This is a genomic window from Phenylobacterium sp. (assembly GCF_036402295.1).
Lineage (GTDB): Bacteria > Pseudomonadota > Alphaproteobacteria > Caulobacterales > Caulobacteraceae > Phenylobacterium.
Map to the genome: position 1 here is coordinate 1 of NZ_DASWTE010000161.1, position 12,060 is coordinate 12,060.

Sequence of the window (12,060 nt, forward strand, 5' to 3'; positions counted from 1 at the left end):
AGACCCAGGCCGTGGCCGCCGCGGCCGCCGCGGACAAGACCCGCGCCAGCCTCGCCGTCAGCCGCAGCCAGGCCAACGTCACCTCCAGCCGCCGCGGCGAGCTGATCGCCGCCATCGCCCAGGCCCGGGCCCAGCGCGCCAAGGCCGCCGCCGCCCTGGATCTCGCCCGGCAGGACGCGGACCATGCGGTGATCCGCGCGCCGATCGACGGCGTGGTGGGCGACCGCCAAGCCAACGTCGGCGACTACGTCCAGCCCGGCTCGCGCCTCCTGGTCGTCAACCCGCTGGACCGGCTCTACGTGACCGCCAACTTCAAGGAGACCCAGACCGCCCGCATGCTGGACGGCCAGCGGGCGCAGGTGAAGGTGGACGCCCTGCCGGGCGTGACCTTGAAGGCGCGGATCGAGAGCTTCGCGCCGGGGACGGGGTCGCAGTTCGCCCTGCTGCCGTTCGAGCCGGGCGTGGGCAACTTCACCAAGATCGTCCAGCGGGTGCCTGTGAAGCTGCGCTTCGACCCCGGGCAGCCCGAGGTGGCGAAGCTGCGGCCCGGCCTGTCGGCGAAGGTGACGGTGGAGTTGGACGGCGACTAGCCGCCGCCGACTGGCGCCTGAGCAAATCTGCAAGACCATCCCGGGAAACTTTATATCCTATCAAAGAGATAGGATTAGAGTGCGGCCATGCCGGAAGCCCGCATCGAGATTGAACTGGACGAAGGCGCCCTCGACGCCTTCGTCGCCTGTCCTGACGCGCCCGGCCGCCGACCCCCGATTCTCCTGCTCCCGGACCGCCTCGGTGTGACATTGCAGGCGGAATCCAGGGCGCGGCGGCTATCCGCCCACAATTATTTCGTCCTGGCGCCCGACCTGTCCGGCGTGTCCGCCGACGACTGTCACGAGGCCGTTTCGGCCTGCCTCGACCACCTCGCGGATGCGCCAGGGGCGGACGATAAGCGGGTCGGGATCCTGGGCTTCGGGGCGGGCGCCGACCTCGCCCTGAGCCTGGCGGCGTTCCGCTCGGAGCGCATCGCGGCCGTCGCCGCCTATGCCGGGCGGGGGTTCACCCTCCGGACGACCTTGGAAATTGCAAGTCGAATCAACGGTGTAGTGCGGATCGGCTACGCTTTCGGCGCCGTGTCGCCTCGCGTGGGCCGGCTGGAGACGGCGCTCAGCGCCGCGGGCGTCGACTTCGATGTCGAGGTCGGAGACGGCGAGCCGGACTGGTCGGGCCTGCTGGACTTCTTCGCCCGTGCGCTGGAGCCGGCGGGAGCTGCCTTGCCGAACGAGGTGGCGCGGCAACCGGCGGCCCTCAACCCTTAGGAGACTGACGCCACGCATCTCCTGTAGCGCAGGACGTGCGCCGCGCTAGGATACGCCAAGCGACTCAGGTCCCGGCGACCCCCGCCAGGACGTCGCGCCAACATCACTAGCTGGGGGAGCCCATGGCCACTGGTAAGAACACGAACGCCCTGCAAAAGCCGCTGACGCCCTCCGCCGAACTGGCTGCTGTGGTCGGCGCGGGTCAGCTTTCGCGCGGCGAAACCGTGTCGAAGATCTGGGACTACATCAAGAAGAACAACCTGCAGAATCCCGCCAACAAGCGCGAGATCCTGGCCGACGCCAAGCTGAAGCCGATCTTCGGCGGCAAGGACAAGGTCAGCATGTTCGAAATGAACAAGCACCTGGCGGCGCACCTGAAGTAGGACGTGGCCCAGGGCGTCCTTGGCGCCCAGCTCTTCTTGGATCCGGCGCCGCAGGCGCCCGGTTCTTCACGACCAGGGAAGACCTCGCGGGCCGCTCGCCCTGCGGGGTCTTTTCGTATTCCGTCACCGTTCGTGACCGGCGGACATCTTCACTTTTGGGCCGGAGCCATACATAAGGGCCGGCCCTCGCGACGGGCCCCTGACCGCTTCCACGGACGCTTTCGTGACCTCTCCCACCCGAGCCATCATCCTCGCCGCGGGCCAGGGCAAGCGCCTCTTGCCGCTGACCGAGGCGCGGCCGAAGTGCCTGATCGAGCTTTCGGGCCGCACGCTGCTGGCCTGGCAGCTGCTGCGCCTGCAGGCCGCGGGCGTCGCGGAGGCGGTGATCGTGACGGGCTTCCGCGCCGACGCCGTGGAGGCCGAGATCGCCACGCTGGGGCTCTCCATGCCCGTCCGCCTGGCCTTCAACCCGTTCTACACGGTGTCGGACAACACGGCCTCGTGCTGGATCGTGCGCCACGAGTTCGACCGCCAGGTGCTGGTGCTGAACGGCGACACCCTGTTCGGCCCCGGCGTGGCCGAGCAGCTGCTGGCCGCCCCGCCGGCGGAGATCACCGTCACCATCGACCGCAAGCCCGCGTACGACGCCGACGACATGAAGGTGCTGACCGAGCACGGCCGCCTGGTCGCCATCGGCAAGACCATCGAGGCCTACGACGCCGAGAGCATCGGCTTCCTGCGCTTCTCGGCCGAGGGCGCGGCGAAGTTCCGCGACGGCGTCGAGCGCGTGCTGCAGAGCCCCGAGGGCCTGCGCCGCTGGTACCTCTCGGTGATCGACGAGCTGGCCCGCTCCGGCGTCGACGTGAAGGTCACCTCGATCGAGGGCCTCGAGTGGGGCGAGATGGACTTCCCGCAGGATGTGGAGAACCTCACGCGGCTGTCGAGCGGCTGGGGCCAGCCCTAGGCGCGGTCCACGATGTCGCGGACCAGGTCCAGGTCGGCAGGCTTGTCCACGTCCACTGACGCGAGCCCGTAGGGCGTCTCCACGATCGCGGCGCGGACGCCCGCCAGCGCGCCTAGCCGCTGGGCCGCGCCGTGCAGCGAGAGGCGGCGGGTCACGAAGCGCAGCAGCATCCGTGGGCCGAGGATCCAGGCCATCTTCCAGGGCCGCTTGCGCTCGGCCTCCACGCGCCGCCAGAGGTCGATCACAGCCAGGGCGCGGTCGTTGGCCAGCCAGAACAGGTTGCAGCCCGACCAGTGGCCGTCGGCCAGCTTCAGCCACGTGCGCTTCGTGCCCGGCGCCGCGGCCTCGACCGTGGCGCGCGCCGCCACCAGGACGGCCACGTCGGCGTCGGTCGGCGCATCGGCCAGGAAGCGCTGCACCCATTCGGGCCGCAGCAGGGCGTGGTCGGCGGTGGTGACCACCAGCGGGGTTCCCAGCTGCTCGGCGCCGGCGCGGACGCTCAGGCTGGGTCCGGCGGCCTCGTCGAGGGCCTCGGCGCCCAGCCGCGCGATCTCCGCGCGGACGCCGGGATGGCTGGAGACGACCGCGATCCGGCCGGCGCCGGCCGCTCGCAGCGCGCCGACGACGCGCGCCAGCAGGGTCTCGCCCTCGAGCCGGATCAGCGCCTTGTGGGCCACGCCGGCGTAGTCGGCGACCGGGTCGGCGCCGCCGCGCGAGCCGGCTAGCACCAGCGCGCTGAAGCCGCTCAAGCCAGCGCCTTCTCGTAGACGCGGTAGGTCTTGTAGACCCGGGCCCCGCCGGCGTCGCAGATGCGCCGCATGGCGACGTTGTCCTCCAGGACCCACGACAGCTCGTAGCGCTCGTAGCCCAGTTTCCGGGCGGCCTGCGCGACCGCGTCGATCAGCTGGAACGGCAGCAGCTGGCCGCGCATCGTGCTCGCGAACTTGCGCTTCACGCCCATCAGCGGCACGCGGCCTGTCTTGGGGCCCTTCACTTTCAGCCGCCAGAGCAGCTTGGCCCAGCCGAACGGCAGGAGCTTGCCCCTCAGGTCGGCGATCGCCTCGTTGATGTTGGGCAGCAGGATCATGAAGCCCGCCGGCTCGCCGTCGATCTCGGCGAACCAGGCCAGCCGCGGGTCGAGCAGGAGCTTCAGATTCGTGGCCAGCGCCTGGGTCTCGGCCTCGGTGGTCGGCGTGAAGCCCCAGTTCCCGGACCAGGCGTCGTTGAGGATGCCGGTGAGCGTCTGCACCTCCTGATCCAGGCGCTTCATGTCGAGGGTGCGGAGCACGACGCCTTCGGCCGGCGGTTTGCGCACGCGGCGCAGGATGGGCGCGGGCAGGTCGTCGGCGACGCTGCAGACGTAGGCGTAGATATCCTTGGCCTTGCCGTAGCCCTGGCCCTCTATGCGGCCCGGCGTGTGCGGCGCGTCGTGGCCCATCATGAACATCGGCGGGCTGTCGTGGCCCTCGACGAGCAGGCCGACCTCCTCGTTGGTCGACAGGTTCACCGGCCCCTGGGCGATCCGGCAGCCGCGGGCTTTCAACCAGGCCTCGGCGGCGTCGAAGAGCGCGGCGAAGACGGCGGGATCATCCTCGGCCGCGATCATCCCGAAGTGGCCGACGCCGTCCTTGGTCAGCGGATTCAGGTGGTCGATCTGGGCGCTGATGCGGCCAACGTCGCGCCCGTCGCGCACCGCCAGCCAGAACTGCACGTCGGCGTGCTGGAAGAAGGGGTTGCCCTTGGCGGTCAGCGCCTCGCCGCGTTCGAACAGCAGCGGGGCGATGTAGTTGGGATCGCGCGCGCCGAGCCGCATGGGCACGCGGATGAAGCGGTCCAGCTCGGCCTTGCTCTGGACCGGTACGACGGTGACGCCCCCCGGCATCGTCAGCCTTCCAGGTAGAGAAGTACGGTTACGGCCAGCGCCGAGAAGATCGCCGGCGCGGCCCAGGCCGCCAGGATCGGCGGCGCCGCGCCGTTCTCGCCCAGGGCGGTGAAGGCGCCGTCGAAGACCAGGAACAGCAGGCCCGCCGCGAGGCACTGGATAATCAGGGTCGCGCCCCCGCCGCGGAAGTTGGCCAGGGCCGCGGGCGCGGCCAGCAGCATCATCACCATGCAGGCGATCGGCGCGGCCCAGGCGCGCTGGACCTGGGTGTCGTAGAAGGTGCGCGGGCGAACCGACAGGCCGCCGGCCAGCGCCCGGCTGGCCTCGGCCGGCGTCACTGAGGTCTCGCCCATCGCCAGCGTGCGGATGTCGCCCGGGGTCAGGTTCTCGGTCCAGGTCTGCGAGCGGGCCCCGCTCTCCGAGATGTTGGTCGCGCCCAGGGTCTCGAAGCGTGGCTCGATCAGCCGCCACTGGCCGTTCTCGTAGATCGCCGCCTGCGCCGTCGTGCGTTGGACCAGGCGGCCGGCCTGGTCGCGCCGGTAGATGGTGACCTTCTCGAGGCCGCTGCCGTCCGGATCGCGGGGCACCGCGACCACGATCTCGTCGCCGACGCGGAAGGTGACGGGGTCGACGATCTTCGCCGGGTCCTTGGGCGTCGAAGCCTGCCACCACACGCCCAGCCGCGCGTCGGTGTTGGGGGCGATGACCATGCCGATGGCGAGCTGGGCGAGCGCGATGGCCAGCGCCGCCGGAATGGCCATCAGTGTCACGCGGTAGGCCGAGATCCCGGTCGAGCGCATGGCGGTGACCGCGCTGTCGCTCGCGAGCTTGCCGAAGGCGAAGAGCGACCCGGCGAGGACCGCAAGCGGCGCGGCCTGCTCGATCAGTCGCGGCAGGCGAAGGAGCGCATAATACCCGACACCCGCCGCCCCGAGATCCCGGTCGAGGATGTCGGTCGTCACGTCCAGCAGGTCGAGGATCTGCAGGATGCCGACCAGCACCAGGAGCGCGGTCAGAATCCGCGTCGCCATCAGCTTCAGGAGGTAGGTCGAGAGCGTCATGCCGCGGCCTGCGCTTCGGCCTTGCGCAGGCGCATGCGTGCGATCGCGTTGGAGATGTGCTCCATCAGCCGGCCGATCGGCGTCTCGCCCGGCCGCTTGCGGCTGGTCCAGAAGACGATGATGCAGATGGCCGCGAAGCCGAAGAAGGGCGCGCCGACCGCCAGGCCCGCCGAGACCCGACCCGTCTCGGCAAGGCCCTGGCCCAGCTGGATCAGGTGGTGGAAGGCGAGCAGCAGCAGGCCGCCGACGATGGCGCCCGGCGCGCGGCCGCTGCGCTTGGCGGAGAGGCCCAGGGGCACGGCCAGCAGCGGCAGCAAGAGCAGACCGAAGGCGCGCGCGAGGCGGCCGTAGAGCTCGCCTCTCAGCGTCTCCTTGGGCAGGCTGGAGCGGCCCGAGTTGGCCTGGTTCCAGAGCTCGAGCAGGGTCAGCTCGCGCTCGTCGCCGCCGCGGGCGCGCAGCAGCTTGGCGGGCCCGGTCATCGGCAGCTGCATGGTGAAGGCGTCGAAGCGCAGCACCTCGGGCCGGCCCTGGTCGTTGAAGCGCAGTTGCTGGCCGTTGCGCAGCTCAAGGCGCACGTTGCGGCCGTCGGTGGTGCGGCGGATCTCGGCCATGCCCGCCGTGGTGATCTCCTCCCGGCCCTGCGCGGTGATCCGGCGGATGAACACGCGTTCCAGGCGCTGGCCCGCCGGGTCGGCCTCGTCCGTGGTCATGGTGAGGTCCTTGGACGGGATCAGGATCGTCTCGGCCGGGACCAGGCCGTTCCAGCCCGCATTCTGGGCCGTGTGCAGCACCGCCCGGTAGGCGTAGCGGCTGTAGGGCTGCAGAAAGCCGAAGACGAGCAGGCTGACCGCCGCCAGCGCCGCGGCCAAGCACAGGTAGGGCGCGGCCAGACGCGTCAGCGAGACGCCCGCCGCGAGCAGGGCGTCGACCTCGGACGACTGGTTCATCCGGTTCACGACGACCACCAGCGCCAGGAAGAAGGCGGCGGGCAGGGTGAGGCCCACGTAGTGCGGCACCAGGTTCACCGCGAGCTGGGCCACGAAGCCGAAACGGTCGGACGAGGCGGCCAGCATGTCGAGCAGCCGCAGGGTGCGCTCCAGCAACAGCGCGATCAGGGTCACCCCGGTCGCGCCCACCATCGGCCAGAAGGCCAGGCGGAGCAGGTAGCGGTCGATGAGACTCAAGAGGTCCCCCTAAGGACGCCCCTCATGCGTGAGGCGGTCACGCCCGCCAACGGGCGGCGAAGTCGGCGGCCAAGGCCTTGGCCTCCTCCTCGCTCAGCGCGACGTGCGAAGCAAGCTGCGGCTGGCCCGGCCAGCCCGCATCGGTGAAGGTGTGGCCGCCGTGCCGCCGTTCTCCGGGATACCGCGGCAGGACATGGAAGTGGACGTCGGGGTCGACCATCATCAGCATCAGGTAATTGATGCGCTCGTAGGCCACAGTGTGGCGAAGCAGCGCCTCGATGCCGTCGACGGCGGTTTTCAGGTCGGAGAACGCGCCCGGCGACAGGCCGGAGAAGGCCGTCGCGTCCTCCTTGCAGACCAGGACCAGCGCCCCAAAGGTCGGCTGCTGCGGCCGCACCAGCACGAGCCAGTGCGCCGTCTCGGCGACGAGGGTGTCGGGAAAGCCGAATTTGCGGGCGGTCGGGTTGGTCACGATGGGTCCATGCGGAATCCGCGGCCGCGCCGCGCGGGGATCATAGGGAGACGGCAGCGGGGGTGAAAGGGGGCGAGGAGGGGTCGGCGGGCTGAGCCAGCAAGCGTGCGGGCGGCCTCCGGCGGCATGGGGCAAATATGGAACATTAACGTGCCGCAGGGCCTCGCGCTGGCGCGGTTCCCCTCGGAGAGCCCAACGCGGGACGTGATCGCCGACCCCGGCATTAGCCTGTGAGGCGAAGCGACTCGCTTGCGCGCTCCCACCCCTGCTAAGCTTTCCGTTCGCGGCCGCTCGTGGGCTTGCGGATCTACGCGTTGGGTTCACTACCGCTGCGCCCTGCGGCCGCGAGCCGCCGGGCTTTGCCTCAGACGCTGAAAGGAAACCAAGATGCGTATCAACACCAAGGCGCTGGTGCTGGCCGGAGCGCTCCTCGCCGTCGGCGCGGGCGGCGCCCACGCTCAGACCTTCGCAACCCTGGGTAAGGCTCCGGCGAAGCCGATGACGGCCGAGCAGCAGAAAGCCGTGCAGGCGAAGGTGCATATCTTCCGCTTGGTCGAATTCCGGGGGGTCGACCTGCCAGCCCGGGCCGAAGCTGCGACGCGAGCCGCGGCGCCGACGCCGAACGGTGGCGACTTCACCCGCTCGCCCAGCCGTGAAGCCACCGCCTTCGACTTCCTCAATCCCCCGACCTGAAGGCAGACGGCTGACAGCCGGATCCAGGGGCCCCCGTGAGATTCCTCCCCCTGTGGCTTGCCATCGTTTGCGTTTCGGCGTCGGTCGATGCGAGGGCCGCCGACGCCCGAACTCCTGCGCCTGCCTATGCGCTGAAGTCCTTGAAGGAGTTCCGCGACGAGAACTTGATCAGGCAGCGCTACGACTATTCCTGCGGCGCGGCCGCTATGGCCACCCTGCTGCGGTACGGGCTGGACCGCCAAGTTGGCGAGAGGGACATCGTGGAGGACCTGTTCCACGGGCTCTCGGCCGAGGAGGCCGCGGTCCGCGAGAAGGAAGGCTTCTCGCTCCTCGACCTGCAGCAAGTCGCCGAGCGCCGCGGCTTCCGCGCCCAGGGTTTCAAGCTCGAGCCGGAGCATCTTTCCCTGTTGCAGGGGCCGGTGATCGTCTTCCTCGAGACGCTCGGTTACCGACACTACGCCGTGCTCAAGGGCGTTCGTGGCGACCGGGTCTATCTGGCCGATCCTTCGCGGGGGAACATTCGGATGCCCGCCTATCGGTTCCTGCAGGCGTGGCTGCGCGACGGGGCCGGCGTCATCTTCGTCGTCGAGCCGGCCGAAGCGGGCTTCACCTGGGCCTCGCGCCTCGCGCCCCCCGGCAGCGGCCCGATACAGCCGGAATTGCTGGCGGCGCGCGAGTTGCTGGCGATCGGCGGCCCCTATAGGCGCACCGTCATGGGTGTGGGCCGATGAGACGCCGCACCGTCGTTCCCACGGCGCTAGCCGCTGCGCTCCACCTGGCCTGGGCGAGCGGCGCAGCAGCGGCCCCATCTTCACCCGCCGCGCCGCTGCCGGAAGTGCTGACCCTGTCCGAGGCCGCGGAGCTCCTGAGGGTTGATGCGGCCGTGGTGCGCAAGCTCGCTGAAGCCGGAGGCCTGCCGGGCCGGCAGGTTGGCGACGAGTGGCGATTCAGCCGCTCCCTCCTGTTCGACTGGTTGGCCGGCGGCGCCGACCGTCCCCCCAAGGATTCCGATACGCCACTAGCGGCCCGGCGGCCAGCGACGCCCAGCAGTGGCCACGCCAGCCTGTCTCCCACGGAGATGGCGGCGGTGGTCGGGCGCGGCGTGGCGCCAGCCGCCGACGCCCAGGACCGGCCTGCCGAGCCGATCGGCGAGGCGCCGACGGAGAAGAGCGCCAGCGAGGTCTTCCTGCGCGACCAACTCATTCTGCTCGGGCCCAAAGAGCTCACGCTCGACATCGGCGCGTTCTATGCCCGCAATGACGATCTGGTTCTCACGGACTCCGGCCCGGCAACCGCGCTGGCCACAGTCGAGTCCGACGCCTTCGGGTCGCTGGCGGTGGCGCGTTACAGCCTCGACCGCCACCTCGAATTGTTCGCCACGGCCTCTTACCGGGACCAGAAGGTTTCAATCTTCCAGGGCGGGCGACGCATCAGCACGGCGTCGCGGAGCGATTTCGGCGACATCGGCCTGGGCCTGCGCCGGACCTTGCAGGACGAGGGCCCGGGCCGCCCCGACCTCATCCTCACGCTCGAAGGCGCTATCCCCACGGGATCGAGCTCATACGCCCTGGGCGGCGGCCTCACCTTCGTGAAGAGCTTCGATCCGGCAGTCCTCTACGGGTCCGTCGACTACCGCCACGCCTTCAGCCGCAACTTCACCGATGCAACATGGCTGCAGCCCAAGGACCGCTTTGACGCCACGATTGGCTATGCGCTCGCGCTGAACGACACGCTGACCCTCAACACCTCGCTCACTGGCACCTTCACGGGCCGCAGCACGTTCGATGCCGCCGTTCTGCGGCAGACCGAAACGTTCAACCTCCTGTTCGGACTCACGACGCGGGTTTCGCGCGCCCTCTACCTGCAGCCCTCGGTAAGCTTCCGCCTGAACGGTCCCGGCAACGGTGTCGTCTTCGGGCTCAACATTCCCTACGCATTCGGGCGCTAACGGCGCGCCAGCGAAGCGACATGCGGCGGACGAGCGGCGAAGGATCAGACCAGCGCGAAGCTTCCCAGGTGCTCAACCGTGAGGGCAGGCGTAATGCCCCGCGCCGTAACCTTCGTGCGGAAGCCCGCGCCCTCGCGGACGATCTCGATCTCGTTCCAGCGGGCGGGCTGGCCGCGGCCGCCGGCGGGCGTCGAGGCGGCCGGCACGGCCAGGACGGGAATGGCGTCGGCGGGACCCGGGACGGTGGTCAGGAGCGCCTTGTGGGCGTGCCCGTGCAGCACGAGCTCGGCCCCGGCCTCGGCCAGCATGGCGCGCAGCGCATCGGCGTCGACCAGCTCCTTGCGGCCGGCTACCACGTCGGGCGCGATGGGATGGTGGAGCAGCACCACCCGGTAGAGGCCGCGCTCGGCCGCCTGGCGAAGCAGGGCTCGGGCGGCCTCGATCTGGGCTGCGCCCAGTTCGCCCTGCGCAAGGTGCAGCGCCGTCGGCACCGCCGAGGACAGGTTGATCAGCGCCACGGGCCCGCGAACCCGGAGGTAGGGAAAATCGGCGCCCTCGTCGCCCAGCCACGGCCGCCAGGGCCCGAACGCCTCGGGCGCGCCGTGCGAGGACAGCGCATCGTGATTGCCGGGGCTGACCGTAACCCCGCGGGGGTCGCCGAGGTTGGCCAGCCAGGTGCGGGCGGCGGCGAACTCCTCGGGCGTGGAGAAGTTGATGACGTCGCCCGTGATCACCACATGGTCGGGCCGGCGGGCGGCGATATCGGCGGCGATGGCGTCGAGGACGGCCTGGTCGTGCCGATGCTGCTTGCGCCGCCACGCAAACCGGCTCAGCAGGCGCTTGGACGCCACGTCGCGCCAGCGGAAGGGCAGGGGCGGCGGCGGAAGCTGCAGGTCCGACAGATGGGCGAGGCGGAAGGCGGTCACGAGCTTTCCTAACGGAACAGCCCCCGGTATCAGGTTCCACCGATTTGCGTGAGAGGCGCAGGTTAGCTTTTGCAGACGACGGTTGACGCGGCGGCGACGCCCGCAGGCATGATCCTGGGCGCAGGCGATGTCCGCCTGTGGGGGATGACGGCGCGCGAGCGGCTGCGTCGCACCTTCGCGCGCGCCAAGCTCGCCGTGGTCGACGCCGCACCGGCCTCCGGCGGCGTGGTGCTGGCCCTGGGCGGCTGGGTCTACGACGAGAGCCTGCTGGCGACGCTGGCCAAGCGGCCGGGCTCGGTGCTGGTCACGGACGACGGCGAGGCGGTGGCCGCCCATGTCCCGGCCGAGCGCGTGGCCGAGGCCGGCGCGGCGCTGGAGCGGGGCGCCGATCCCGGCGGGCTGCAGCGGCTGTCGCTGGCCGAGCTCGCCTACAACGAGGCGCTGCGCAAGCGCGAACCGCCGGTGCTTGTGCGGCTGACCCCCGAGAACGTCCGCGCCGTCGAGGCGCGCACCTTCGCCGGGTCGTACAAGGGCGTCACCGACCTCGTGACGAAATACTGGTGGCCCGTGCCGGCGCGCATCGTCACCCGGTGGTGCGCCGTCGCAGGTCTCAGGCCCAACCATGTGACATTCCTGGGCTTTCTGCTGACACTGGCGGCCTTCTGGCTGTTCTGGGAGAGCCAATTCGGCTGGGGCCTGGTCTGCGCCTGGATCATGACCTTCCTCGACACCGTCGACGGCAAGTTGGCGCGCGTCACGCTGACGTCCTCCGCCATCGGCAACGTCTTCGACCACGGCATCGACCTGATCCATCCGCCGTTCTGGTGGTGGGCCTGGTACGTCGGCTGCTTCGGCGTGGCGACCATCACGCCCGATCTGGCCGGGATGGGCTTGAGCGTGATCCTAGTGGGCTACGTGGTGCAGCGGGTCATCGAGGGGATCTTCATGCGCCGCTACGGCTTCCACGTGCATTCGTGGCGTCCGTTCGACAGCTTCTTCCGCCTTATCACGGCGCGACGGAACCCCAACCTGCTGCTCCTGACGCCGGCGTGGCTGCTGGGCTTCCCGCAGGTGGGCTTCCACCTCGTGGCGATCTGGACGGCGCTGTCGCTGCTGGTCCACCTCGCCCAGCTGCTCCAGGCGCTGGCCACCCCGCGCGAGCGGGTGGTCTCCTGGCTGTCGCGTTGATCCGCGCCGGCCTCATCTGGAACCAGCACAGCCACCGCAACCG

The 12,060-nt window shown here is 70.4% G+C and carries 14 protein-coding genes; 8 read left to right on the forward strand and 6 right to left on the reverse strand.

Going from position 1 to position 12,060, the window contains the following annotated elements; genetic code table 11:
- The 4 genes from VGD44_RS10065 to VGD44_RS10080 form a co-directional block, all read left to right on the forward strand.
- Positions 1-590, forward strand: a 590-nt coding sequence (locus VGD44_RS10065) for an HlyD family efflux transporter periplasmic adaptor subunit (protein ID WP_331086495.1), incomplete at its 5' end; no start/stop codon positions are given.
- Positions 591-677: 87 nt separating this feature from the next.
- Positions 678-1,316, forward strand: coding sequence for a dienelactone hydrolase family protein (locus VGD44_RS10070; protein ID WP_331086497.1), 639 nt, complete (start codon positions 678-680; stop codon positions 1,314-1,316).
- Positions 1,317-1,438: 122 nt separating this feature from the next.
- On the forward strand, positions 1,439-1,699 hold the full coding sequence (locus VGD44_RS10075; RefSeq protein WP_293374341.1) for an SWIB/MDM2 domain-containing protein: 261 nt from the start codon (positions 1,439-1,441) through the stop codon (positions 1,697-1,699).
- Between the two features lie 223 nt (positions 1,700-1,922).
- Positions 1,923-2,663, forward strand: a complete 741-nt coding sequence (locus tag VGD44_RS10080) for a phosphocholine cytidylyltransferase family protein (RefSeq protein WP_331086501.1) — start codon at positions 1,923-1,925, stop codon at positions 2,661-2,663.
- Here the strand turns inward: VGD44_RS10080 and VGD44_RS10085 are convergent.
- From VGD44_RS10085 to VGD44_RS10105, 5 genes are read right to left on the reverse strand one after another with little or no spacing between them, the layout of a single operon-like run.
- Positions 2,660-3,412 carry a nucleotidyltransferase family protein gene (locus VGD44_RS10085; RefSeq protein ID WP_331086503.1) on the reverse strand — a complete coding sequence of 251 codons (753 nt, stop codon included), beginning with the start codon at positions 3,410-3,412 and terminating at the stop codon, positions 2,660-2,662. The genes VGD44_RS10080 and VGD44_RS10085 overlap by 4 nt on opposite strands.
- Positions 3,409-4,545, reverse strand: coding sequence for a dATP pyrophosphohydrolase (locus tag VGD44_RS10090; RefSeq protein ID WP_331086505.1), 1,137 nt, complete (start codon positions 4,543-4,545; stop codon positions 3,409-3,411). The genes VGD44_RS10085 and VGD44_RS10090 overlap by 4 nt, the downstream gene beginning before the upstream one ends.
- Positions 4,546-4,547: 2 nt before the next feature.
- A complete protein-coding gene (locus tag VGD44_RS10095) occupies positions 4,548-5,606 on the reverse strand; it encodes an LptF/LptG family permease (RefSeq protein WP_331086507.1) in 1,059 nt (352 codons plus the stop codon).
- Positions 5,603-6,790 carry an LptF/LptG family permease gene (locus VGD44_RS10100; RefSeq protein ID WP_331086509.1) on the reverse strand — a complete coding sequence of 396 codons (1,188 nt, stop codon included), beginning with the start codon at positions 6,788-6,790 and terminating at the stop codon, positions 5,603-5,605. The genes VGD44_RS10095 and VGD44_RS10100 overlap by 4 nt, the downstream gene beginning before the upstream one ends.
- A 37-nt stretch (positions 6,791-6,827) precedes the next feature.
- Positions 6,828-7,262 carry an HIT family protein gene (locus VGD44_RS10105; RefSeq protein WP_331086511.1) on the reverse strand — a complete coding sequence of 145 codons (435 nt, stop codon included), beginning with the start codon at positions 7,260-7,262 and terminating at the stop codon, positions 6,828-6,830.
- Positions 7,263-7,649: 387 nt separating this feature from the next.
- On the opposite strand from VGD44_RS10105, the gene VGD44_RS10110 reads away from it, so the two are divergent.
- The 3 genes from VGD44_RS10110 to VGD44_RS10120 all read left to right on the forward strand — a co-directional run bounded on the left by VGD44_RS10110 (position 7,650) and on the right by VGD44_RS10120 (position 9,903).
- Positions 7,650-7,955 carry a hypothetical protein gene (locus tag VGD44_RS10110; protein ID WP_331086513.1) on the forward strand — a complete coding sequence of 102 codons (306 nt, stop codon included), beginning with the start codon at positions 7,650-7,652 and terminating at the stop codon, positions 7,953-7,955.
- Between the two features lie 140 nt (positions 7,956-8,095).
- Complete coding sequence (locus VGD44_RS10115) at positions 8,096-8,686, forward strand: C39 family peptidase (RefSeq protein WP_331086515.1); 591 nt, start codon at positions 8,096-8,098, stop codon at positions 8,684-8,686.
- The gene (locus VGD44_RS10120; protein WP_331086518.1) at positions 8,683-9,903 is read left to right on the forward strand and encodes a helix-turn-helix domain-containing protein; all 1,221 of its coding nucleotides are present in this window, start codon (positions 8,683-8,685) and stop codon (positions 9,901-9,903) included. The genes VGD44_RS10115 and VGD44_RS10120 overlap by 4 nt, the downstream gene beginning before the upstream one ends.
- Positions 9,904-9,947: 44 nt before the next feature.
- On the opposite strand, the gene VGD44_RS10125 is transcribed toward VGD44_RS10120, so the two are convergent.
- Complete coding sequence (locus tag VGD44_RS10125) at positions 9,948-10,829, reverse strand: metallophosphoesterase (protein WP_331086521.1); 882 nt, start codon at positions 10,827-10,829, stop codon at positions 9,948-9,950.
- A gap of 69 nt (positions 10,830-10,898) precedes the next feature.
- On the opposite strand from VGD44_RS10125, the gene VGD44_RS10130 reads away from it, so the two are divergent.
- Complete coding sequence (locus VGD44_RS10130) at positions 10,899-12,017, forward strand: CDP-alcohol phosphatidyltransferase family protein (protein WP_331086523.1); 1,119 nt, start codon at positions 10,899-10,901, stop codon at positions 12,015-12,017.
- Positions 12,018-12,060 lie beyond the last annotated feature (43 nt).